General features: G+C 69.0%; 26 protein-coding genes. 20 read left to right on the forward strand and 6 right to left on the reverse strand.

The window, feature by feature from the left end; genetic code table 11:
• Positions 1–105: 105 nt before the first annotated feature.
• The 5 genes from Ae717Ps2_RS36690 to Ae717Ps2_RS30640 all read left to right on the forward strand — a co-directional run bounded on the left by Ae717Ps2_RS36690 (position 106) and on the right by Ae717Ps2_RS30640 (position 4249).
• Positions 106–639: a hypothetical protein gene (locus Ae717Ps2_RS36690; protein ID WP_143510697.1), complete on the forward strand. Its 534-nt coding sequence runs from the start codon at positions 106–108 to the stop codon at positions 637–639.
• Positions 640–658: 19 nt separating this feature from the next.
• Positions 659–1144: a DUF3307 domain-containing protein gene (locus tag Ae717Ps2_RS30630; protein ID WP_075334488.1), complete on the forward strand. Its 486-nt coding sequence runs from the start codon at positions 659–661 to the stop codon at positions 1142–1144.
• Positions 1145–1228: 84 nt separating this feature from the next.
• Positions 1229–2434, forward strand: coding sequence for a hypothetical protein (locus Ae717Ps2_RS30635; RefSeq protein ID WP_075334494.1), 1206 nt, complete (start codon positions 1229–1231; stop codon positions 2432–2434).
• Positions 2435–3186: 752 nt separating this feature from the next.
• On the forward strand, positions 3187–3693 hold the full coding sequence (locus Ae717Ps2_RS36695; protein ID WP_143510699.1) for a protein rep: 507 nt from the start codon (positions 3187–3189) through the stop codon (positions 3691–3693).
• On the forward strand, positions 3650–4249 hold the full coding sequence (locus Ae717Ps2_RS30640; RefSeq protein WP_075334533.1) for a hypothetical protein: 600 nt from the start codon (positions 3650–3652) through the stop codon (positions 4247–4249). The genes Ae717Ps2_RS36695 and Ae717Ps2_RS30640 overlap by 44 nt, the downstream gene beginning before the upstream one ends.
• Before the next feature lie 287 nt (positions 4250–4536).
• On the opposite strand, the gene Ae717Ps2_RS30645 is transcribed toward Ae717Ps2_RS30640, so the two are convergent.
• The gene (locus Ae717Ps2_RS30645; protein ID WP_143510659.1) at positions 4537–5196 is read right to left on the reverse strand and encodes a hypothetical protein; all 660 of its coding nucleotides are present in this window, start codon (positions 5194–5196) and stop codon (positions 4537–4539) included.
• 210 nt (positions 5197–5406) lie between these two features.
• Positions 5407–6141 (reverse strand): GntR family transcriptional regulator, encoded by a 735-nt coding sequence (locus Ae717Ps2_RS30650; RefSeq protein WP_075334491.1) that lies wholly within the window; start codon positions 6139–6141, stop codon positions 5407–5409.
• A 157-nt stretch (positions 6142–6298) separates the two neighbouring features.
• On the opposite strand from Ae717Ps2_RS30650, the gene Ae717Ps2_RS30655 reads away from it, so the two are divergent.
• The 5 genes from Ae717Ps2_RS30655 to Ae717Ps2_RS30675 all read left to right on the forward strand — a co-directional run bounded on the left by Ae717Ps2_RS30655 (position 6299) and on the right by Ae717Ps2_RS30675 (position 10509).
• A complete protein-coding gene (locus tag Ae717Ps2_RS30655) occupies positions 6299–6712 on the forward strand; it encodes a hypothetical protein (RefSeq protein WP_075334490.1) in 414 nt (137 codons plus the stop codon).
• Positions 6712–6906, forward strand: a complete 195-nt coding sequence (locus tag Ae717Ps2_RS30660) for a hypothetical protein (RefSeq protein WP_075334489.1) — start codon at positions 6712–6714, stop codon at positions 6904–6906. The genes Ae717Ps2_RS30655 and Ae717Ps2_RS30660 overlap by 1 nt, the downstream gene beginning before the upstream one ends.
• Before the next feature lie 15 nt (positions 6907–6921).
• Positions 6922–7407, forward strand: coding sequence for a DUF3307 domain-containing protein (locus Ae717Ps2_RS30665; RefSeq protein WP_075334488.1), 486 nt, complete (start codon positions 6922–6924; stop codon positions 7405–7407).
• 84 nt (positions 7408–7491) lie between these two features.
• On the forward strand, positions 7492–8697 hold the full coding sequence (locus tag Ae717Ps2_RS30670) for a hypothetical protein (RefSeq protein ID WP_075334494.1): 1206 nt from the start codon (positions 7492–7494) through the stop codon (positions 8695–8697).
• 525 nt (positions 8698–9222) lie between these two features.
• The gene (locus Ae717Ps2_RS30675) at positions 9223–10509 is read left to right on the forward strand and encodes a protein rep (RefSeq protein WP_143510661.1); all 1287 of its coding nucleotides are present in this window, start codon (positions 9223–9225) and stop codon (positions 10507–10509) included.
• Between the two features lie 287 nt (positions 10510–10796).
• Here Ae717Ps2_RS30675 and Ae717Ps2_RS30680 read toward each other — a convergent pair whose 3' ends face one another.
• Both Ae717Ps2_RS30680 and Ae717Ps2_RS30685 read right to left on the reverse strand, forming a co-directional pair.
• Entirely contained in the window at positions 10797–11456 is a 660-nt protein-coding gene (locus Ae717Ps2_RS30680) for a hypothetical protein (protein ID WP_143510659.1), read from the reverse strand.
• 210 nt (positions 11457–11666) lie between these two features.
• On the reverse strand, positions 11667–12401 hold the full coding sequence (locus Ae717Ps2_RS30685; protein ID WP_075334491.1) for a GntR family transcriptional regulator: 735 nt from the start codon (positions 12399–12401) through the stop codon (positions 11667–11669).
• A 157-nt stretch (positions 12402–12558) separates the two neighbouring features.
• On the opposite strand from Ae717Ps2_RS30685, the gene Ae717Ps2_RS30690 reads away from it, so the two are divergent.
• From Ae717Ps2_RS30690 to Ae717Ps2_RS30710, 5 genes are all read left to right on the forward strand, one after another.
• Positions 12559–12972, forward strand: coding sequence for a hypothetical protein (locus Ae717Ps2_RS30690; RefSeq protein ID WP_075334490.1), 414 nt, complete (start codon positions 12559–12561; stop codon positions 12970–12972).
• A complete protein-coding gene (locus Ae717Ps2_RS30695; protein WP_075334489.1) occupies positions 12972–13166 on the forward strand; it encodes a hypothetical protein in 195 nt (64 codons plus the stop codon). The genes Ae717Ps2_RS30690 and Ae717Ps2_RS30695 overlap by 1 nt, the downstream gene beginning before the upstream one ends.
• A gap of 15 nt (positions 13167–13181) precedes the next feature.
• On the forward strand, positions 13182–13667 hold the full coding sequence (locus Ae717Ps2_RS30700) for a DUF3307 domain-containing protein (protein WP_075334488.1): 486 nt from the start codon (positions 13182–13184) through the stop codon (positions 13665–13667).
• 84 nt (positions 13668–13751) lie between these two features.
• Positions 13752–14957, forward strand: coding sequence for a hypothetical protein (locus tag Ae717Ps2_RS30705; protein ID WP_075334494.1), 1206 nt, complete (start codon positions 13752–13754; stop codon positions 14955–14957).
• 525 nt (positions 14958–15482) lie between these two features.
• Positions 15483–16769 carry a protein rep gene (locus Ae717Ps2_RS30710; RefSeq protein ID WP_143510661.1) on the forward strand — a complete coding sequence of 429 codons (1287 nt, stop codon included), beginning with the start codon at positions 15483–15485 and terminating at the stop codon, positions 16767–16769.
• Between the two features lie 287 nt (positions 16770–17056).
• On the opposite strand, the gene Ae717Ps2_RS30715 is transcribed toward Ae717Ps2_RS30710, so the two are convergent.
• Both Ae717Ps2_RS30715 and Ae717Ps2_RS30720 read right to left on the reverse strand, forming a co-directional pair.
• Positions 17057–17716 carry a hypothetical protein gene (locus Ae717Ps2_RS30715; protein WP_143510659.1) on the reverse strand — a complete coding sequence of 220 codons (660 nt, stop codon included), beginning with the start codon at positions 17714–17716 and terminating at the stop codon, positions 17057–17059.
• A gap of 210 nt (positions 17717–17926) precedes the next feature.
• On the reverse strand, positions 17927–18661 hold the full coding sequence (locus tag Ae717Ps2_RS30720; protein ID WP_075334491.1) for a GntR family transcriptional regulator: 735 nt from the start codon (positions 18659–18661) through the stop codon (positions 17927–17929).
• Between the two features lie 157 nt (positions 18662–18818).
• Between Ae717Ps2_RS30720 and Ae717Ps2_RS30725 the strand changes: the two genes are divergently transcribed.
• The 5 genes from Ae717Ps2_RS30725 to Ae717Ps2_RS30745 all read left to right on the forward strand — a co-directional run.
• Positions 18819–19232 carry a hypothetical protein gene (locus Ae717Ps2_RS30725; RefSeq protein WP_075334490.1) on the forward strand — a complete coding sequence of 138 codons (414 nt, stop codon included), beginning with the start codon at positions 18819–18821 and terminating at the stop codon, positions 19230–19232.
• Positions 19232–19426, forward strand: coding sequence for a hypothetical protein (locus Ae717Ps2_RS30730; RefSeq protein ID WP_075334489.1), 195 nt, complete (start codon positions 19232–19234; stop codon positions 19424–19426). Before Ae717Ps2_RS30725 ends, Ae717Ps2_RS30730 begins: the two co-directional genes overlap by 1 nt.
• A gap of 15 nt (positions 19427–19441) precedes the next feature.
• The gene (locus tag Ae717Ps2_RS30735) at positions 19442–19927 is read left to right on the forward strand and encodes a DUF3307 domain-containing protein (RefSeq protein WP_075334488.1); all 486 of its coding nucleotides are present in this window, start codon (positions 19442–19444) and stop codon (positions 19925–19927) included.
• A gap of 84 nt (positions 19928–20011) precedes the next feature.
• The gene (locus tag Ae717Ps2_RS30740) at positions 20012–21217 is read left to right on the forward strand and encodes a hypothetical protein (RefSeq protein ID WP_075334494.1); all 1206 of its coding nucleotides are present in this window, start codon (positions 20012–20014) and stop codon (positions 21215–21217) included.
• A 525-nt stretch (positions 21218–21742) separates the two neighbouring features.
• On the forward strand, positions 21743–22699 hold a 957-nt coding region (locus tag Ae717Ps2_RS30745), incomplete at its 3' end, for a protein rep (RefSeq protein ID WP_143510701.1).

Genomic DNA, 22699 nt, shown 5'->3' on the forward strand with positions numbered 1-22699 from the left:
GTCTGGCCCCGGAGTGGCGGATCGAAAAACATGGGAGATGCGCATGTCGAACCAGGGCCCGATGAACTTCAAGATCGACCCGACGAGTTTCACGATGGTGATGTCATGGACCTGGCGCCGAAGCTGAAGTTCGGCAGCGACACCGATCAGGAGTGCTTGCGGAACGGCACCCCGAAGTGGGTTGCCCAGGTCACGGTGGGGTTCCAGGCGTTCGGGCGGCCGTCGTTTTCGGTGCTGAACGTGACGATCGCGTCGCACGAGGACCCGCGCCACGGGTTTCAGCCCGGGATGCCCTGCGAGCTGGTCGGCTTCGAGGTCGGCGTGATGGACAAGACGATCAAGGACAAGAACACCGGTGAGGACAAGGTCGTCGGGGCGCAGGTCTACTACCGCGCCGACGCGATCCGCCCGATCGGCGGCTCGGGCCGGAAAACGAGCAGGCCGCGTGATGGCGGGCCGCCGGTGGCCGGTGCTCGACGGCCAGATGGGCCTCGTGCTGGTGGTGCTGACCTGCACCTCGTGCCAGCACGCCGAGGAGATCCCGGACGACGGCGGCCGCCTGCCGGATCAGTGCCCCCGCTGCGACGGCTGGGCTTTCACCGGCGCACTCGTGTCGACCACCTCCACCGCTGTCGCTAGCTGATCAAGGAGCAAAGGCATGTCCGAGCGGATCGCGATCACCGTCCTGACGGCGCTGGGGGCCCTGCTGGGTCATCACGGCGGGGACTACTTGGCCCAGGACGACTGCATGTCGGCCCACAAGCAGCACCGCACCGGGCAGGGTCGCCGGGAACTTGCTCTGCACGCCTCCACCTATGCCGCGGCGCAGGCCGTCACGAAGTGGGCGTTCTACCGGACTGCCGGTGTCCGGGTCCCGTGGCTGGCCCAGCTCACCGGCGTGGTGGCGGAGGGCGTGGTGCATGCGGTGATCGATGACGGCCGTCTGCTCGCTCGGTTTGCCGCGATCCCGGGTCGCCAGCGTGACGAGCACGGCGCCCGGATCGGCCGACAGAAGCGGTTCCACGGCCTGGCTGATCACGGAGTGAACGGTCGCGCCCTGATGGATCAGGCCGTCCACCACCAGGTGCAGATCCCTGTTGGTGTCGCCGTCACTACCGCGGTCGCCGCCCTCATCGCCCGCTGAGCAACTGACCCCCGCTCGACCACGGCCCCGGCCCGGAGAACCCCCTCCCGGACCGGGGCCGTCTTCACGACAGGAGCACTGATCATGTGGAGCAGGCAGCGCGCCGAGGATCGGGCCGCCCGCGAGTTCGTCGACCGGCTGGTGAACCCGTGGCGCCGGGTCTGTGAGCGGGTTCCGGGGCTCTCGCACACGGTGCAGGTCGCCTCCGGCACCACGATCGTCATCCCGACCCTGGCCCGGGCGGACCTGTCGGGGCCGGACCCGGTGCTGGTGGTGCGCAAGATCCACGGCCAGCTCATCGAGGACTTCCGTGCTGACGAGGCGTCGCGGCGGATCGCGGCGGCGCTGGGCTATGACCGGATCCGGGTCTACCCGCGCGGATCGGAGTGGGTCCGGATCGAGCTGCTGATCGGCGACCCCCTCGACGGCGAGGTCCCGGCTCCGTTGGCCGGCCGCGGGCTGTCGGTCTCCGACGTGGAGATCACCATCGCCCGAGACGAGCTCGGCAACCCTCTGCGCCAGTCCTGGGTGGAGGGGCCGCACGTCTGCATTCAGGGCGCGACCCGCTCGGGCAAGAGCGTGTGGTGCTATTCGGCGCTGGCGCAGCTCGCCCGCCTCGACGATGTCCTGATCGCGGGGTCTGACCTGTCTGGGTTGCTTCTGGGCCGTCCCTACGTGGGTACCCGGCACCACGAGTGGCAGGCCACCGGGTCGGCCGACGTTGAGGCACACCGGGATCTGCTGGTCCGCCTGGTCGCGGAGATGGACACCCGGATCCGGAACCTGCCGCCTCGCCGGGACAAGTTCACCCGCTTCCATGCCGGGTTCCCGCTGATCGTGGTCGTGCTCGAAGAGTTCGCCGGGCTGCTGCGCCTGGCGTCGACGGCCCCGGTCGAGAAGGGCCAGCCGAAGATGCGTGAGCAGCTCCTCGCGCTCTACGGCCGCCTGGTCTCCGAGGGACACAAGGCGGGCCTGCGGCTGATGGTGGTCACCCAGCGCGCGGACGCGACCGTCGTCGGTGGTTTCGAGCGCGGTCAGCTCGGCCTGCGGATCAGCTTCCGGCTCGACGACCCGGAGGCCCTGGTGATGCTCCACGGCCAGTCCGCCCGCGATCACCTCGAGGAGCACCAGCTCGCCCCGCCCGGGGTCGCGCTGGTCCAGGCACCCGCCCGGCCGTTGGGCCGGGTCCGCGGACCGCGGCTGATGGGCCCCTCGGAGGACGCCGACTACGCCCGCTACTGGGACGAGATCGCGGACGGCGCGGCGCGCCTCCACGAGGTAGCGGCCTGATCAGGCCAGAGTTAGCAACCAGGTCGACACAGAAGTGAGCCCCCAGGACTGGCATCCCGGGGGCCCGCACGTCGGCCGGAAATGGTCACCCTGCGAAGCGATCGGAGCACCGGCCAACGTGGCTACCCACAGCGTACCTAGAGCCCCCCAGCGCGGCGCTACGCGACGAGGGCACTTCCCCACCCCGGAAACAGGCAGCGGCTCGCCCCAGCGGCTCCACAGCCCGTCTCGACGCCTGCCCTTCCTCGATATAGGCCGCTTGAAGGCTGGGCAGGTTCAGTCAAGGGTCGAAGATCGCGGAGCGACGGCGCAGCCGCCCTTGACGGGTTCTGATCAGCATTCGATCCTCGGCCGGTTCGAGGGAGGGCACCACGCCCTCGCAGCTGGCACCGGACCGTTTGTCGGCGTCGCCGTAGGTGTGCGCTTGGCAGTGCCGGGCCCGGCCCGCCGGCCGGAGGCTGAGGCGGGCCGGTGCCCGGCTCTGCCGGGTGCCGGACACGGCCGTCGTCGTCGTGGCGGTGTGCGGTGACGGCCGCGCTGGCTTCGGTGCGCCCTTCGGCGGCCGGCGCTTGGTAACGACGCGAAAAGTGCGGCCACCGCAGGTCAGGACCACGCGGGGGCCTTCTGGGACCGCCAGGATCAGGCGCTACGCGACAAGTACCGGGCTCGCCGGGAGCTGGCCGCGATCACGAGCCTGTCGCGGGTCAAAGAAGTGCGGTCGGGTCTCGACCAACGAGGGTGGAGAGGTCTCGTTGCACCACACGCCCGGACCGGAGGGGGAACCGGGCACCGCAGGCTTCGGCGGCCTGGCGACCTGCGGCAGCGTGTGGGCGTGCCCGGTGTGCTCGGCCAAGATCAGTGCGCGCCGCTCGAAGGATCTCGAACAGCTGATCAACTGGAACGCCGACCGGGGGGGCACGGTCGCACTGCTGACCCTGACGATGCGCCACCACCGGGGCCACAGCCTGCGCGAACTTCGCCGAGCGCTGAGCGCGGCGTGGCGACACCTCACACAGTCGCGGGGGTGGAAGCGGTGGAAGACGGACCTGGACATGGACTATGTCCGGGGAGTGGAGGGCACCCACACCGACCTCAACGGCTGGCACCTCCACATCCACGCCCTGTTGATCTTCCCGACCGATGTGAGCGCGGAGATTCCTGCTCTGACCTGCCGAGGTCTACACCCGCTGGGCCGCGGGGCTGGCGAAGAAGGGCATGAGCGCCACCGCCGAGCACGGCATCGACGTGCGGGTCGGTAACGGCGCGGTGGAGAAGATGGGCAAGTACATCTCGAAGCTGGCCTTCGAGACCGCCGGTGGCCGGTGGAAGCGCGGCAAGCGCGGCTCCCGCACGCCGTTCCAGATCCTCGCCGACGCGATCGACACCGGCAACGAGCGCGACGTCGCGCTCTGGCAGGAGTGGGAACAGGGCAGCCACGGCATGCAGCAGCTCGTGTGGTCCAACGGCCTCAAGCAGCGCTGCGGGGTCACCGAGGTCAAGGACGAGGAGATCGCCGAAGAAGACGGAGGTGGAGAGCTGGCAGGAGTCCTCCCGGCCCGGAGCTGGAAGAAGATCTACCCGGTCGCGGAGGACCTGATCATCGCGACTCGCCACGGCGGAGTTCCCGCCGCGCGCGCCTGGCTCGACGCCCGGGGCCTGGCCTTCGAGTTCGAGGCTGACACCACCGAACGCGCCGTCCAGCTCGACCCCGGAGACGCCCCGTTTGCGTGGCTCAAAGCCGCGCTCGCGGCCGAAGACCCCGAACAGCGCCGGGAACGGCGCCGGAGCTACTACCGGCCCGCTACGGCGCTCTGAGGGCGACGGCCAGGACCGCCAGGACCGCCAGGACCTATGCATCATCTGATGATCTTCGGCCAGGGGCGTGGTCTGGGTGGGCGCCTCCGGCGGACCCAAGTTAGGCGTTTTCCTAAGGAAACGCCGTGTCGTCGATACGACGACGATGCAGCTGAACACGGTGGGTGGCTACGCGGCCTTCAAGACCATGTGATGCATAGGTGCGGTGGTGCGGTGGTGCGGTGGTGCGGTGGTGCGGTGGTGCGGTGGTGCATTTGATCTTGATCTGGGTCAGTGACGGGCTGTGGTCAGAGGACGCGCCAGCGCTCGTGTGCGGCCTGGCGGCTCATCGACGTGGCGGCGCCGATCTTGGCCCAGGAGATCCCGGCTTGGCGCGCTTCGCGTACGGCGTCGGTGAGGGCGTCGTTCGCTCGGCGGGCAGCGGCGGCTGCGGTACCGGCGACGGCAGCGGCCTCGACTAGACGAGCTCCGGGGTCGGGCTCGGGCACCGCCTGGTCCTCGACGACGACGGCCGCGGCTTCCGGCGCGGCCGTCGGCTCGACCGGCTTGGCGCGCTTGCTCGGCCGCCGTCGCTGTGGACGCTCAGATGCTCCCTGCGGCTCCGGCGGGGCGGCGGGGGTGTCTTCGGTTGGGTCCGGGGCCGACAGCGGCTCAGGGAGCCACTGACCGACGTGGGCATCCCACTCGGGGCGCAGGACCTCCCGGGTCTGAGCCCGGTACCGGCGGGTCCGCAGAGGCTGCTCGCGGGCACCGGGGGCGGTGCGCAGCTGGCCGGACCACCCGCACGAGCACGACGCGTACCGCACGTGCACTTCCACGGTGTCGTTGCTGATCGGCTCGTCGTCCTGCCCGGCGACGATCCCCAGCGCGTGACCCTCGTGCTCACCGGCAGCCGGATGCGTGGTGGTGACGTTCCAGGGGCCGCTCAAGTCCTTCACGGGAGCCATTTGTCAGTCATCCTTCCTTGACACTGTCAGTCAAGCTTGCCTGGCGAAATAACCAATCGTCAAGATAGCCTGACAATTAACTGTCAGGACAGCTTGGCAATGCTGTCAAGAAGCCCTGACGTTGCCAGTCAGGTATTACTGACAACTGATGAGTGCCGGACTGGCCGGCCAACCGCGGCGATGGGGGCTCTGCCGCGATTGGCCAGGAACCTACATCGCCACTGTGTAGGTCTGCTCTGCTCGATCACCAGTTGCTACGAAGGTGCTGGTTTCCAGCTCGATCTGGCTCGCGTCGCGCGTGGTCCGCAGCGTGATCAGCACGGGTACGCCAGGCGGGATCGACATGACGTCCCGTTCGTCCGGGTCAGGCATCCGAGTGCTCACTCGTTCGGTTGTCTGTGCAGGCTGGTATCCGGCCTCGCGCATGAACGAGTACAGGTCGGTCCGCTCGTGGGCGTCCTTGTCGGCCGGGTCGTACCCGGTCTCTGAGTGGATTCGCGCACCTACCTCGCCTGGGAGCCACTGATCGTGCAGCAACACGATGTGGCGGCCCTTGTAGTACCGCCGGACTCGGTGGACAACCCGATCCCCCCGGCCAATGCCGAGGCGCTGCGCTACTTCGTGGTTCGCGACGTCGTAGGACGCCTCGACGGTCTCGATCTTTGAGTCATCCCCGGTGGTGCTCCCCCACGCGGGATGCGCGTCTCCGGGCTGGCTGTGCATGTCCACGGTGCCGAGGTCGCGCACGACTGTTCCGACACCTGACAGCGGCGTCACCAGGCCCTCGTTGGCAAGGGCCGACACCGCGCTGCGCACGGTCTCCCGCGCTACCTCGTACGTCGCCATCAACTCGGGGAGTGCGGGGAGGGTCGACCCCGGCGGATAGGTGCCGTTGGTGATCCTTTCTCGCAGCTCGCGGGCGATCTTCTCGTACTTCCGGGCCATCGTCTGACCTCCTCTGATTCATACGTCTAGACCTTTGAGGGGACTCATGCTACGGTAGTTCTATCAGTCCAGACGTCCAGACCTTCGAGGCTGCGAACTGAGGACAAGAACCACAGGACGGTCTGGCCCCGGAGTGGCGGATCGAAAAACATGGGAGATGCGCATGTCGAACCAGGGCCCGATGAACTTCAAGATCGACCCGACGAGTTTCACGATGGTGATGGTCATGGACCTGGCGCCGAAGCTGAAGTTCGGCAGCGACACCGATCAGGAGTGCTTGCGGAACGGCACCCCGAAGTGGGTTGCCCAGGTCACGGTGGGGTTCCAGGCGTTCGGGCGGCCGTCGTTTTCGGTGCTGAACGTGACGATCGCGTCGCACGAGGACCCGCGCCACGGGTTTCAGCCCGGGATGCCCTGCGAGCTGGTCGGCTTCGAGGTCGGCGTGATGGACAAGACGATCAAGGACAAGAACACCGGTGAGGACAAGGTCGTCGGGGCGCAGGTCTACTACCGCGCCGACGCGATCCGCCCGATCGGCGGCTCGGGCCGGAAGAACGAGCAGGCCGCGTGATGGCGGGCCGCCGGTGGCCGGTGCTCGACGGCCAGATGGGCCTCGTGCTGGTGGTGCTGACCTGCACCTCGTGCCAGCACGCCGAGGAGATCCCGGACGACGGCGGCCGCCTGCCGGATCAGTGCCCCCGCTGCGACGGCTGGGCTTTCACCGGCGCACTCGTGTCGACCACCTCCACCGCTGTCGCTAGCTGATCAAGGAGCAAAGGCATGTCCGAGCGGATCGCGATCACCGTCCTGACGGCGCTGGGGGCCCTGCTGGGTCATCACGGCGGGGACTACTTGGCCCAGGACGACTGCATGTCGGCCCACAAGCAGCACCGCACCGGGCAGGGTCGCCGGGAACTTGCTCTGCACGCCTCCACCTATGCCGCGGCGCAGGCCGTCACGAAGTGGGCGTTCTACCGGACTGCCGGTGTCCGGGTCCCGTGGCTGGCCCAGCTCACCGGCGTGGTGGCGGAGGGCGTGGTGCATGCGGTGATCGATGACGGCCGTCTGCTCGCTCGGTTTGCCGCGATCCCGGGTCGCCAGCGTGACGAGCACGGCGCCCGGATCGGCCGACAGAAGCGGTTCCACGGCCTGGCTGATCACGGAGTGAACGGTCGCGCCCTGATGGATCAGGCCGTCCACCACCAGGTGCAGATCCCTGTTGGTGTCGCCGTCACTACCGCGGTCGCCGCCCTCATCGCCCGCTGAGCAACTGACCCCCGCTCGACCACGGCCCCGGCCCGGAGAACCCCCTCCCGGACCGGGGCCGTCTTCACGACAGGAGCACTGATCATGTGGAGCAGGCAGCGCGCCGAGGATCGGGCCGCCCGCGAGTTCGTCGACCGGCTGGTGAACCCGTGGCGCCGGGTCTGTGAGCGGGTTCCGGGGCTCTCGCACACGGTGCAGGTCGCCTCCGGCACCACGATCGTCATCCCGACCCTGGCCCGGGCGGACCTGTCGGGGCCGGACCCGGTGCTGGTGGTGCGCAAGATCCACGGCCAGCTCATCGAGGACTTCCGTGCTGACGAGGCGTCGCGGCGGATCGCGGCGGCGCTGGGCTATGACCGGATCCGGGTCTACCCGCGCGGATCGGAGTGGGTCCGGATCGAGCTGCTGATCGGCGACCCCCTCGACGGCGAGGTCCCGGCTCCGTTGGCCGGCCGCGGGCTGTCGGTCTCCGACGTGGAGATCACCATCGCCCGAGACGAGCTCGGCAACCCTCTGCGCCAGTCCTGGGTGGAGGGGCCGCACGTCTGCATTCAGGGCGCGACCCGCTCGGGCAAGAGCGTGTGGTGCTATTCGGCGCTGGCGCAGCTCGCCCGCCTCGACGATGTCCTGATCGCGGGGTCTGACCTGTCTGGGTTGCTTCTGGGCCGTCCCTACGTGGGTACCCGGCACCACGAGTGGCAGGCCACCGGGTCGGCCGACGTTGAGGCACACCGGGATCTGCTGGTCCGCCTGGTCGCGGAGATGGACACCCGGATCCGGAACCTGCCGCCTCGCCGGGACAAGTTCACCCGCTTCCATGCCGGGTTCCCGCTGATCGTGGTCGTGCTCGAAGAGTTCGCCGGGCTGCTGCGCCTGGCGTCGACGGCCCCGGTCGAGAAGGGCCAGCCGAAGATGCGTGAGCAGCTCCTCGCGCTCTACGGCCGCCTGGTCTCCGAGGGACACAAGGCGGGCCTGCGGCTGATGGTGGTCACCCAGCGCGCGGACGCGACCGTCGTCGGTGGTTTCGAGCGCGGTCAGCTCGGCCTGCGGATCAGCTTCCGGCTCGACGACCCGGAGGCCCTGGTGATGCTCCACGGCCAGTCCGCCCGCGATCACCTCGAGGAGCACCAGCTCGCCCCGCCCGGGGTCGCGCTGGTCCAGGCACCCGCCCGGCCGTTGGGCCGGGTCCGCGGACCGCGGCTGATGGGCCCCTCGGAGGACGCCGACTACGCCCGCTACTGGGACGAGATCGCGGACGGCGCGGCGCGCCTCCACGAGGTAGCGGCCTGATCAGGCCAGAGTTAGCAACCAGGTCGACACAGAAGTGAGCCCCCAGGACTGGCATCCCGGGGGCCCGCACGTCGGCCGGAAATGGTCACCCTGCGAAGCGATCGGAGCACCGGCCAACGTGGCTACCCACAGCGTACCTAGAGCCCCCCAGCGCGGCGCTACGCGACGAGGGCACTTCCCCACCCCGGAAACAGGCAGCGGCTCGCCCCAGCGGCTCCACAGCCCGTCTCGACGCCTGCCCTTCCTCGATATAGGCCGCTTGAAGGCTGGGCAGGTTCAGTCAAGGGTCGAAGATCGCGGAGCGACGGCGCAGCCGCCCTTGACGGGTTCTGATCAGCATTCGATCCTCGGCCGGTTCGAGGGAGGGCACCACGCCCTCGCAGCTGGCACCGGACCGTTTGTCGGCGTCGCCGTAGGTGTGCGCTTGGCAGTGCCGGGCCCGGCCCGCCGGCCGGAGGCTGAGGCGGGCCGGTGCCCGGCTCTGCCGGGTGCCGGACACGGCCGTCGTCGTCGTGGCGGTGTGCGGTGACGGCCGCGCTGGCTTCGGTGCGCCCTTCGGCGGCCGCGCTTGGTAACGACGCGAAAAGTGCGGCCACCGCAGGTCAGGACCACGCGGGGGCCTTCTGGGACCGCCAGGATCAGGCGCTACGCGACAAGTACCGGGCTCGCCGGGAGCTGGCCGCGATCACGAGCCTGTCGCGGGTCAAGAAGTGCGGTCGGGTCTCGACCAACGAGGGTGGAGAGGTCTCGTTGCACCACACGCCCGGACCGGAGGGGGAACCGGGCACCGCAGGCTTCGGCGGCCTGGCGACCTGCGGCAGCGTGTGGGCGTGCCCGGTGTGCTCGGCCAAGATCAGTGCGCGCCGCTCGAAGGATCTCGAACAGCTGATCAACTGGAACGCCGACCGGGGGGGCACGGTCGCACTGCTGACCCTGACGATGCGCCACCACCGGGGCCACAGCCTGCGCGAACTTCGCCGAGCGCTGAGCGCGGCGTGGCGACACCTCACACAGTCGCGGGGGTGGAAGCGGTGGAAGACGGACCTGGACATGGACTATGTCCGGGGAGTGGAGGGCACCCACACCGACCTCAACGGCTGGCACCTCCACATCCACGCCCTGTTGATCTTCCCGACCGATGTGAGCGCGGAGATTCCTGCTCTGACCTGCGAGGTCTACACCCGCTGGGCCGCGGGGCTGGCGAAGAAGGGCATGAGCGCCACCGCCGAGCACGGCATCGACGTGCGGGTCGGTAACGGCGCGGTGGAGAAGATGGGCAAGTACATCTCGAAGCTGGCCTTCGAGACCGCCGGTGGCCGGTGGAAGCGCGGCAAGCGCGGCTCCCGCACGCCGTTCCAGATCCTCGCCGACGCGATCGACACCGGCAACGAGCGCGACGTCGCGCTCTGGCAGGAGTGGGAACAGGGCAGCCACGGCATGCAGCAGCTCGTGTGGTCCAACGGCCTCAAGCAGCGCTGCGGGGTCACCGAGGTCAAGGACGAGGAGATCGCCGAAGAAGACGGAGGTGGAGAGCTGGCAGGAGTCCTCCCGGCCCGGAGCTGGAAGAAGATCTACCCGGTCGCGGAGGACCTGATCATCGCGACTCGCCACGGCGGAGTTCCCGCCGCGCGCGCCTGGCTCGACGCCCGGGGCCTGGCCTTCGAGTTCGAGGCTGACACCACCGAACGCGCCGTCCAGCTCGACCCCGGAGACGCCCCGTTTGCGTGGCTCAAAGCCGCGCTCGCGGCCGAAGACCCCGAACAGCGCCGGGAACGGCGCCGGAGCTACTACCGGCCCGCTACGGCGCTCTGAGGGCGACGGCCAGGACCGCCAGGACCGCCAGGACCTATGCATCATCTGATGATCTTCGGCCAGGGGCGTGGTCTGGGTGGGCGCCTCCGGCGGACCCAAGTTAGGCGTTTTCCTAAGGAAACGCCGTGTCGTCGATACGACGACGATGCAGCTGAACACGGTGGGTGGCTACGCGGCCTTCAAGACCATGTGATGCATAGGTGCGGTGGTGCGGTGGTGCGGTGGTGCGGTGGTGCGGTGGTGCGGTGGTGCATTTGATCTTGATCTGGGTCAGTGACGGGCTGTGGTCAGAGGACGCGCCAGCGCTCGTGTGCGGCCTGGCGGCTCATCGACGTGGCGGCGCCGATCTTGGCCCAGGAGATCCCGGCTTGGCGCGCTTCGCGTACGGCGTCGGTGAGGGCGTCGTTCGCTCGGCGGGCAGCGGCGGCTGCGGTACCGGCGACGGCAGCGGCCTCGACTAGACGAGCTCCGGGGTCGGGCTCGGGCACCGCCTGGTCCTCGACGACGACGGCCGCGGCTTCCGGCGCGGCCGTCGGCTCGACCGGCTTGGCGCGCTTGCTCGGCCGCCGTCGCTGTGGACGCTCAGATGCTCCCTGCGGCTCCGGCGGGGCGGCGGGGGTGTCTTCGGTTGGGTCCGGGGCCGACAGCGGCTCAGGGAGCCACTGACCGACGTGGGCATCCCACTCGGGGCGCAGGACCTCCCGGGTCTGAGCCCGGTACCGGCGGGTCCGCAGAGGCTGCTCGCGGGCACCGGGGGCGGTGCGCAGCTGGCCGGACCACCCGCACGAGCACGACGCGTACCGCACGTGCACTTCCACGGTGTCGTTGCTGATCGGCTCGTCGTCCTGCCCGGCGACGATCCCCAGCGCGTGACCCTCGTGCTCACCGGCAGCCGGATGCGTGGTGGTGACGTTCCAGGGGCCGCTCAAGTCCTTCACGGGAGCCATTTGTCAGTCATCCTTCCTTGACACTGTCAGTCAAGCTTGCCTGGCGAAATAACCAATCGTCAAGATAGCCTGACAATTAACTGTCAGGACAGCTTGGCAATGCTGTCAAGAAGCCCTGACGTTGCCAGTCAGGTATTACTGACAACTGATGAGTGCCGGACTGGCCGGCCAACCGCGGCGATGGGGGCTCTGCCGCGATTGGCCAGGAACCTACATCGCCACTGTGTAGGTCTGCTCTGCTCGATCACCAGTTGCTACGAAGGTGCTGGTTTCCAGCTCGATCTGGCTCGCGTCGCGCGTGGTCCGCAGCGTGATCAGCACGGGTACGCCAGGCGGGATCGACATGACGTCCCGTTCGTCCGGGTCAGGCATCCGAGTGCTCACTCGTTCGGTTGTCTGTGCAGGCTGGTATCCGGCCTCGCGCATGAACGAGTACAGGTCGGTCCGCTCGTGGGCGTCCTTGTCGGCCGGGTCGTACCCGGTCTCTGAGTGGATTCGCGCACCTACCTCGCCTGGGAGCCACTGATCGTGCAGCAACACGATGTGGCGGCCCTTGTAGTACCGCCGGACTCGGTGGACAACCCGATCCCCCCGGCCAATGCCGAGGCGCTGCGCTACTTCGTGGTTCGCGACGTCGTAGGACGCCTCGACGGTCTCGATCTTTGAGTCATCCCCGGTGGTGCTCCCCCACGCGGGATGCGCGTCTCCGGGCTGGCTGTGCATGTCCACGGTGCCGAGGTCGCGCACGACTGTTCCGACACCTGACAGCGGCGTCACCAGGCCCTCGTTGGCAAGGGCCGACACCGCGCTGCGCACGGTCTCCCGCGCTACCTCGTACGTCGCCATCAACTCGGGGAGTGCGGGGAGGGTCGACCCCGGCGGATAGGTGCCGTTGGTGATCCTTTCTCGCAGCTCGCGGGCGATCTTCTCGTACTTCCGGGCCATCGTCTGACCTCCTCTGATTCATACGTCTAGACCTTTGAGGGGACTCATGCTACGGTAGTTCTATCAGTCCAGACGTCCAGACCTTCGAGGCTGCGAACTGAGGACAAGAACCACAGGACGGTCTGGCCCCGGAGTGGCGGATCGAAAAACATGGGAGATGCGCATGTCGAACCAGGGCCCGATGAACTTCAAGATCGACCCGACGAGTTTCACGATGGTGATGGTCATGGACCTGGCGCCGAAGCTGAAGTTCGGCAGCGACACCGATCAGGAGTGCTTGCGGAACGGCACCCCGAAGTGGGTTGCCCAGGTCACGGTGGGGTTCCAGGCGTTCGGGCGGCCGTCGTTTTCGGTGCTGAACGTGACGATCGCGTCGCACGAGGACCCGCGCCACGGGTTTCAGCCCGGGATGCCCTGCGAGCTGGTCGGCTTCGAGGTCGGCGTGATGGACAAGACGATCAAGGACAAGAACACCGGTGAGGACAAGGTCGTCGGGGCGCAGGTCTACTACCGCGCCGACGCGATCCGCCCGATCGGCGGCTCGGGCCGGAAGAACGAGCAGGCCGCGTGATGGCGGGCCGCCGGTGGCCGGTGCTCGACGGCCAGATGGGCCTCGTGCTGGTGGTGCTGACCTGCACCTCGTGCCAGCACGCCGAGGAGATCCCGGACGACGGCGGCCGCCTGCCGGATCAGTGCCCCCGCTGCGACGGCTGGGCTTTCACCGGCGCACTCGTGTCGACCACCTCCACCGCTGTCGCTAGCTGATCAAGGAGCAAAGGCATGTCCGAGCGGATCGCGATCACCGTCCTGACGGCGCTGGGGGCCCTGCTGGGTCATCACGGCGGGGACTACTTGGCCCAGGACGACTGCATGTCGGCCCACAAGCAGCACCGCACCGGGCAGGGTCGCCGGGAACTTGCTCTGCACGCCTCCACCTATGCCGCGGCGCAGGCCGTCACGAAGTGGGCGTTCTACCGGACTGCCGGTGTCCGGGTCCCGTGGCTGGCCCAGCTCACCGGCGTGGTGGCGGAGGGCGTGGTGCATGCGGTGATCGATGACGGCCGTCTGCTCGCTCGGTTTGCCGCGATCCCGGGTCGCCAGCGTGACGAGCACGGCGCCCGGATCGGCCGACAGAAGCGGTTCCACGGCCTGGCTGATCACGGAGTGAACGGTCGCGCCCTGATGGATCAGGCCGTCCACCACCAGGTGCAGATCCCTGTTGGTGTCGCCGTCACTACCGCGGTCGCCGCCCTCATCGCCCGCTGAGCAACTGACCCCCGCTCGACCACGGCCCCGGCCCGGAGAACCCCCTCCCGGACCGGGGCCGTCTTCACGACAGGAGCACTGATCATGTGGAGCAGGCAGCGCGCCGAGGATCGGGCCGCCCGCGAGTTCGTCGACCGGCTGGTGAACCCGTGGCGCCGGGTCTGTGAGCGGGTTCCGGGGCTCTCGCACACGGTGCAGGTCGCCTCCGGCACCACGATCGTCATCCCGACCCTGGCCCGGGCGGACCTGTCGGGGCCGGACCCGGTGCTGGTGGTGCGCAAGATCCACGGCCAGCTCATCGAGGACTTCCGTGCTGACGAGGCGTCGCGGCGGATCGCGGCGGCGCTGGGCTATGACCGGATCCGGGTCTACCCGCGCGGATCGGAGTGGGTCCGGATCGAGCTGCTGATCGGCGACCCCCTCGACGGCGAGGTCCCGGCTCCGTTGGCCGGCCGCGGGCTGTCGGTCTCCGACGTGGAGATCACCATCGCCCGAGACGAGCTCGGCAACCCTCTGCGCCAGTCCTGGGTGGAGGGGCCGCACGTCTGCATTCAGGGCGCGACCCGCTCGGGCAAGAGCGTGTGGTGCTATTCGGCGCTGGCGCAGCTCGCCCGCCTCGACGATGTCCTGATCGCGGGGTCTGACCTGTCTGGGTTGCTTCTGGGCCGTCCCTACGTGGGTACCCGGCACCACGAGTGGCAGGCCACCGGGTCGGCCGACGTTGAGGCACACCGGGATCTGCTGGTCCGCCTGGTCGCGGAGATGGACACCCGGATCCGGAACCTGCCGCCTCGCCGGGACAAGTTCACCCGCTTCCATGCCGGGTTCCCGCTGATCGTGGTCGTGCTCGAAGAGTTCGCCGGGCTGCTGCGCCTGGCGTCGACGGCCCCGGTCGAGAAGGGCCAGCCGAAGATGCGTGAGCAGCTCCTCGCGCTCTACGGCCGCCTGGTCTCCGAGGGACACAAGGCGGGCCTGCGGCTGATGGTGGTCACCCAGCGCGCGGACGCGACCGTCGTCGGTGGTTTCGAGCGCGGTCAGCTCGGCCTGCGGATCAGCTTCCGGCTCGACGACCCGGAGGCCCTGGTGATGCTCCACGGCCAGTCCGCCCGCGATCACCTCGAGGAGCACCAGCTCGCCCCGCCCGGGGTCGCGCTGGTCCAGGCACCCGCCCGGCCGTTGGGCCGGGTCCGCGGACCGCGGCTGATGGGCCCCTCGGAGGACGCCGACTACGCCCGCTACTGGGACGAGATCGCGGACGGCGCGGCGCGCCTCCACGAGGTAGCGGCCTGATCAGGCCAGAGTTAGCAACCAGGTCGACACAGAAGTGAGCCCCCAGGACTGGCATCCCGGGGGCCCGCACGTCGGCCGGAAATGGTCACCCTGCGAAGCGATCGGAGCACCGGCCAACGTGGCTACCCACAGCGTACCTAGAGCCCCCCAGCGCGGCGCTACGCGACGAGGGCACTTCCCCACCCCGGAAACAGGCAGCGGCTCGCCCCAGCGGCTCCACAGCCCGTCTCGACGCCTGCCCTTCCTCGATATAGGCCGCTTGAAGGCTGGGCAGGTTCAGTCAAGGGTCGAAGATCGCGGAGCGACGGCGCAGCCGCCCTTGACGGGTTCTGATCAGCATTCGATCCTCGGCCGGTTCGAGGGAGGGCACCACGCCCTCGCAGCTGGCACCGGACCGTTTGTCGGCGTCGCCGTAGGTGTGCGCTTGGCAGTGCCGGGCCCGGCCCGCCGGCCGGAGGCTGAGGCGGGCCGGTGCCCGGCTCTGCCGGGTGCCGGACACGGCCGTCGTCGTCGTGGCGGTGTGCGGTGACGGCCGCGCTGGCTTCGGTGCGCCCTTCGGCGGCCGCGCTTGGTAACGACGCGAAAAGTGCGGCCACCGCAGGTCAGGACCACGCGGGGGCCTTCTGGGACCGCCAGGATCAGGCGCTACGCGACAAGTACCGGGCTCGCCGGGAGCTGGCCGCGATCACGAGCCTGTCGCGGGTCAAGAAGTGCGGTCGGGTCTCGACCAACGAGGGTGGAGAGGTCTCGTTGCACCACACGCCCGGACCGGAGGGGGAACCGGGCACCGCAGGCTTCGGCGGCCTGGCGACCTGCGGCAGCGTGTGGGCGTGCCCGGTGTGCTCGGCCAAGATCAGTGCGCGCCGCTCGAAGGATCTCGAACAGCTGATCAACTGGAACGCCGACCGGGGGGGCACGGTCGCACTGCTGACCCTGACGATGCGCCACCACCGGGGCCACAGCCTGCGCGAACTTCGCCGAGCGCTGAGCGCGGCGTGGCGACACCTCACACAGTCGCGGGGGTGGAAGCGGTGGAAGACGGACCTGGACATGGACTATGTCCGGGGAGTGGAGGGCACCCACACCGACCTCAACGGCTGGCACCTCCACATCCACGCCCTGTTGATCTTCCCGACCGATGTGAGCGCGGAGATTCCTGCTCTGACCTGCGAGGTCTACACCCGCTGGGCCGCGGGGCTGGCGAAGAAGGGCATGAGCGCCACCGCCGAGCACGGCATCGACGTGCGGGTCGGTAACGGCGCGGTGGAGAAGATGGGCAAGTACATCTCGAAGCTGGCCTTCGAGACCGCCGGTGGCCGGTGGAAGCGCGGCAAGCGCGGCTCCCGCACGCCGTTCCAGATCCTCGCCGACGCGATCGACACCGGCAACGAGCGCGACGTCGCGCTCTGGCAGGAGTGGGAACAGGGCAGCCACGGCATGCAGCAGCTCGTGTGGTCCAACGGCCTCAAGCAGCGCTGCGGGGTCACCGAGGTCAAGGACGAGGAGATCGCCGAAGAAGACGGAGGTGGAGAGCTGGCAGGAGTCCTCCCGGCCCGGAGCTGGAAGAAGATCTACCCGGTCGCGGAGGACCTGATCATCGCGACTCGCCACGGCGGAGTTCCCGCCGCGCGCGCCTGGCTCGACGCCCGGGGCCTGGCCTTCGAGTTCGAGGCTGACACCACCGAACGCGCCGTCCAGCTCGACCCCGGAGACGCCCCGTTTGCGTGGCTCAAAGCCGCGCTCGCGGCCGAAGACCCCGAACAGCGCCGGGAACGGCGCCGGAGCTACTACCGGCCCGCTACGGCGCTCTGAGGGCGACGGCCAGGACCGCCAGGACCGCCAGGACCTATGCATCATCTGATGATCTTCGGCCAGGGGCGTGGTCTGGGTGGGCGCCTCCGGCGGACCCAAGTTAGGCGTTTTCCTAAGGAAACGCCGTGTCGTCGATACGACGACGATGCAGCTGAACACGGTGGGTGGCTACGCGGCCTTCAAGACCATGTGATGCATAGGTGCGGTGGTGCGGTGGTGCGGTGGTGCGGTGGTGCGGTGGTGCGGTGGTGCATTTGATCTTGATCTGGGTCAGTGACGGGCTGTGGTCAGAGGACGCGCCAGCGCTCGTGTGCGGCCTGGCGGCTCATCGACGTGGCGGCGCCGATCTTGGCCCAGGAGATCCCGGCTTGGCGCGCTTCGCGTACGGCGTCGGTGAGGGCGTCGTTCGCTCGGCGGGCAGCGGCGGCTGCGGTACCGGCGACGGCAGCGGCCTCGACTAGACGAGCTCCGGGGTCGGGCTCGGGCACCGCCTGGTCCTCGACGACGACGGCCGCGGCTTCCGGCGCGGCCGTCGGCTCGACCGGCTTGGCGCGCTTGCTCGGCCGCCGTCGCTGTGGACGCTCAGATGCTCCCTGCGGCTCCGGCGGGGCGGCGGGGGTGTCTTCGGTTGGGTCCGGGGCCGACAGCGGCTCAGGGAGCCACTGACCGACGTGGGCATCCCACTCGGGGCGCAGGACCTCCCGGGTCTGAGCCCGGTACCGGCGGGTCCGCAGAGGCTGCTCGCGGGCACCGGGGGCGGTGCGCAGCTGGCCGGACCACCCGCACGAGCACGACGCGTACCGCACGTGCACTTCCACGGTGTCGTTGCTGATCGGCTCGTCGTCCTGCCCGGCGACGATCCCCAGCGCGTGACCCTCGTGCTCACCGGCAGCCGGATGCGTGGTGGTGACGTTCCAGGGGCCGCTCAAGTCCTTCACGGGAGCCATTTGTCAGTCATCCTTCCTTGACACTGTCAGTCAAGCTTGCCTGGCGAAATAACCAATCGTCAAGATAGCCTGACAATTAACTGTCAGGACAGCTTGGCAATGCTGTCAAGAAGCCCTGACGTTGCCAGTCAGGTATTACTGACAACTGATGAGTGCCGGACTGGCCGGCCAACCGCGGCGATGGGGGCTCTGCCGCGATTGGCCAGGAACCTACATCGCCACTGTGTAGGTCTGCTCTGCTCGATCACCAGTTGCTACGAAGGTGCTGGTTTCCAGCTCGATCTGGCTCGCGTCGCGCGTGGTCCGCAGCGTGATCAGCACGGGTACGCCAGGCGGGATCGACATGACGTCCCGTTCGTCCGGGTCAGGCATCCGAGTGCTCACTCGTTCGGTTGTCTGTGCAGGCTGGTATCCGGCCTCGCGCATGAACGAGTACAGGTCGGTCCGCTCGTGGGCGTCCTTGTCGGCCGGGTCGTACCCGGTCTCTGAGTGGATTCGCGCACCTACCTCGCCTGGGAGCCACTGATCGTGCAGCAACACGATGTGGCGGCCCTTGTAGTACCGCCGGACTCGGTGGACAACCCGATCCCCCCGGCCAATGCCGAGGCGCTGCGCTACTTCGTGGTTCGCGACGTCGTAGGACGCCTCGACGGTCTCGATCTTTGAGTCATCCCCGGTGGTGCTCCCCCACGCGGGATGCGCGTCTCCGGGCTGGCTGTGCATGTCCACGGTGCCGAGGTCGCGCACGACTGTTCCGACACCTGACAGCGGCGTCACCAGGCCCTCGTTGGCAAGGGCCGACACCGCGCTGCGCACGGTCTCCCGCGCTACCTCGTACGTCGCCATCAACTCGGGGAGTGCGGGGAGGGTCGACCCCGGCGGATAGGTGCCGTTGGTGATCCTTTCTCGCAGCTCGCGGGCGATCTTCTCGTACTTCCGGGCCATCGTCTGACCTCCTCTGATTCATACGTCTAGACCTTTGAGGGGACTCATGCTACGGTAGTTCTATCAGTCCAGACGTCCAGACCTTCGAGGCTGCGAACTGAGGACAAGAACCACAGGACGGTCTGGCCCCGGAGTGGCGGATCGAAAAACATGGGAGATGCGCATGTCGAACCAGGGCCCGATGAACTTCAAGATCGACCCGACGAGTTTCACGATGGTGATGGTCATGGACCTGGCGCCGAAGCTGAAGTTCGGCAGCGACACCGATCAGGAGTGCTTGCGGAACGGCACCCCGAAGTGGGTTGCCCAGGTCACGGTGGGGTTCCAGGCGTTCGGGCGGCCGTCGTTTTCGGTGCTGAACGTGACGATCGCGTCGCACGAGGACCCGCGCCACGGGTTTCAGCCCGGGATGCCCTGCGAGCTGGTCGGCTTCGAGGTCGGCGTGATGGACAAGACGATCAAGGACAAGAACACCGGTGAGGACAAGGTCGTCGGGGCGCAGGTCTACTACCGCGCCGACGCGATCCGCCCGATCGGCGGCTCGGGCCGGAAGAACGAGCAGGCCGCGTGATGGCGGGCCGCCGGTGGCCGGTGCTCGACGGCCAGATGGGCCTCGTGCTGGTGGTGCTGACCTGCACCTCGTGCCAGCACGCCGAGGAGATCCCGGACGACGGCGGCCGCCTGCCGGATCAGTGCCCCCGCTGCGACGGCTGGGCTTTCACCGGCGCACTCGTGTCGACCACCTCCACCGCTGTCGCTAGCTGATCAAGGAGCAAAGGCATGTCCGAGCGGATCGCGATCACCGTCCTGACGGCGCTGGGGGCCCTGCTGGGTCATCACGGCGGGGACTACTTGGCCCAGGACGACTGCATGTCGGCCCACAAGCAGCACCGCACCGGGCAGGGTCGCCGGGAACTTGCTCTGCACGCCTCCACCTATGCCGCGGCGCAGGCCGTCACGAAGTGGGCGTTCTACCGGACTGCCGGTGTCCGGGTCCCGTGGCTGGCCCAGCTCACCGGCGTGGTGGCGGAGGGCGTGGTGCATGCGGTGATCGATGACGGCCGTCTGCTCGCTCGGTTTGCCGCGATCCCGGGTCGCCAGCGTGACGAGCACGGCGCCCGGATCGGCCGACAGAAGCGGTTCCACGGCCTGGCTGATCACGGAGTGAACGGTCGCGCCCTGATGGATCAGGCCGTCCACCACCAGGTGCAGATCCCTGTTGGTGTCGCCGTCACTACCGCGGTCGCCGCCCTCATCGCCCGCTGAGCAACTGACCCCCGCTCGACCACGGCCCCGGCCCGGAGAACCCCCTCCCGGACCGGGGCCGTCTTCACGACAGGAGCACTGATCATGTGGAGCAGGCAGCGCGCCGAGGATCGGGCCGCCCGCGAGTTCGTCGACCGGCTGGTGAACCCGTGGCGCCGGGTCTGTGAGCGGGTTCCGGGGCTCTCGCACACGGTGCAGGTCGCCTCCGGCACCACGATCGTCATCCCGACCCTGGCCCGGGCGGACCTGTCGGGGCCGGACCCGGTGCTGGTGGTGCGCAAGATCCACGGCCAGCTCATCGAGGACTTCCGTGCTGACGAGGCGTCGCGGCGGATCGCGGCGGCGCTGGGCTATGACCGGATCCGGGTCTACCCGCGCGGATCGGAGTGGGTCCGGATCGAGCTGCTGATCGGCGACCCCCTCGACGGCGAGGTCCCGGCTCCGTTGGCCGGCCGCGGGCTGTCGGTCTCCGACGTGGAGATCACCATCGCCCGAGACGAGCTCGGCAACCCTCTGCGCCAGTCCTGGGTGGAGGGGCCGCACGTCTGCATTCAGGGCGCGACCCGCTCGGGCAAGAGCGTGTGGTGCTATTCGGCGCTGGCGCAGCTCGCCCGCCTCGACGATGTCCTGATCGCGGGGTCTGACCTGTCTGGGTTGCTTCTGGGCCGTCCCTACGTGGGTACCCGGCACCACGAGTGGCAGGCCACCGGGTCGGCCGACGTTGAGGCACACCGGGATCTGCTGGTCCGCCTGGTCGCGGAGATGGACACCCGGATCCGGAACCTGCCGCCTCGCCGGGACAAGTTCACCCGCTTCCATGCCGGGTTCCCGCTGATCGTGGTCGTGCTCGAAGAGTTCGCCGGGCTGCTGCGCCTGGCGTCGACGGCCCCGGTCGAGAAGGGCCAGCCGAAGATGCGTGAGCAGCTCCTCGCGCTCTACGGCCGCCTGGTCTCCGAGGGACACAAGGCGGGCCTGCGGCTGATGGTGGTCACCCAGCGCGCGGACGCGACCGTCGTCGGTGGTTTCGAGCGCGGTCAGCTCGGCCTGCGGATCAGCTTCCGGCTCGACGACCCGGAGGCCCTGGTGATGCTCCACGGCCAGTCCGCCCGCGATCACCTCGAGGAGCACCAGCTCGCCCCGCCCGGGGTCGCGCTGGTCCAGGCACCCGCCCGGCCGTTGGGCCGGGTCCGCGGACCGCGGCTGATGGGCCCCTCGGAGGACGCCGACTACGCCCGCTACTGGGACGAGATCGCGGACGGCGCGGCGCGCCTCCACGAGGTAGCGGCCTGATCAGGCCAGAGTTAGCAACCAGGTCGACACAGAAGTGAGCCCCCAGGACTGGCATCCCGGGGGCCCGCACGTCGGCCGGAAATGGTCACCCTGCGAAGCGATCGGAGCACCGGCCAACGTGGCTACCCACAGCGTACCTAGAGCCCCCCAGCGCGGCGCTACGCGACGAGGGCACTTCCCCACCCCGGAAACAGGCAGCGGCTCGCCCCAGCGGCTCCACAGCCCGTCTCGACGCCTGCCCTTCCTCGATATAGGCCGCTTGAAGGCTGGGCAGGTTCAGTCAAGGGTCGAAGATCGCGGAGCGACGGCGCAGCCGCCCTTGACGGGTTCTGATCAGCATTCGATCCTCGGCCGGTTCGAGGGAGGGCACCACGCCCTCGCAGCTGGCACCGGACCGTTTGTCGGCGTCGCCGTAGGTGTGCGCTTGGCAGTGCCGGGCCCGGCCCGCCGGCCGGAGGCTGAGGCGGGCCGGTGCCCGGCTCTGCCGGGTGCCGGACACGGCCGTCGTCGTCGTGGCGGTGTGCGGTGACGGCCGCGCTGGCTTCGGTGCGCCCTTCGGCGGCCGCGCTTGGTAACGACGCGAAAAGTGCGGCCACCGCAGGTCAGGACCACGCGGGGGCCTTCTGGGACCGCCAGGATCAGGCGCTACGCGACAAGTACCGGGCTCGCCGGGAGCTGGCCGCGATCACGAGCCTGTCGCGGGTCAAGAAGTGCGGTCGGGTCTCGACCAACGAGGGTGGAGAGGTCTCGTTGCACCACACGCCCGGACCGGAGGGGGAACCGGGCACCGCAGGCTTCGGCGGCCTGGCGACCTGCGGCAGCGTGTGGGCGTGCCCGGTGTGCTCGGCCAAGATCAGTGCGCGCCGCTCGAAGGATCTCGAACAGCTGATCAACTGGAACGCCGACCGGGGGGGCACGGTCGCACTGCTGACCCTGACGATGCGCCACCACCGGGGCCACAGCCTGCGCGAACTTCGCCGAGCGCTGAGCGCGGCGTGGCGACACCTCACACAGTCGCGGGGGTGGAAGCGGTGGAAGACGGACCTGGACATGGACTATGTCCGGGGAGTGGAGGGCACCCACACCGACCTCAACGGCTGGCACCTCCACATCCACGCCCTGTTGATCTTCCCGACCGATGTGAGCGCGGAGATTCCTGCTCTGACCTGCGAGGTCTACACCCGCTGGGCCGCGGGGCTGGCGAAGAAGGGCATGAGCGCCACCGCCGAGCACGGCATCGACGTGCGGGTCGGTAACGGCGCGGTGGAGAAGATGGGCAAGTACATCTCGAAGCTGGCCTTCGAGACCGCCGGTGGCCGGTGGAAGCGCGGCAAGCGCGGCTCCCGCACGCCGTTCCAGATCCTCGCCGACGCGATCGACACCGGCAACGAGCGCGACGTCGCGCTCTGGCAGGAGTGGGAACAGGGCAGCCACGGCATGCAGCAGCTCGTGTGGTCCAACGGCCTCAAGCAGCGCTGCGGG

This window comes from Pseudonocardia sp. Ae717_Ps2, assembly GCF_001932475.1.
In the GTDB taxonomy this organism is placed as follows: Bacteria; Actinomycetota; Actinomycetes; order Mycobacteriales; family Pseudonocardiaceae; genus Pseudonocardia.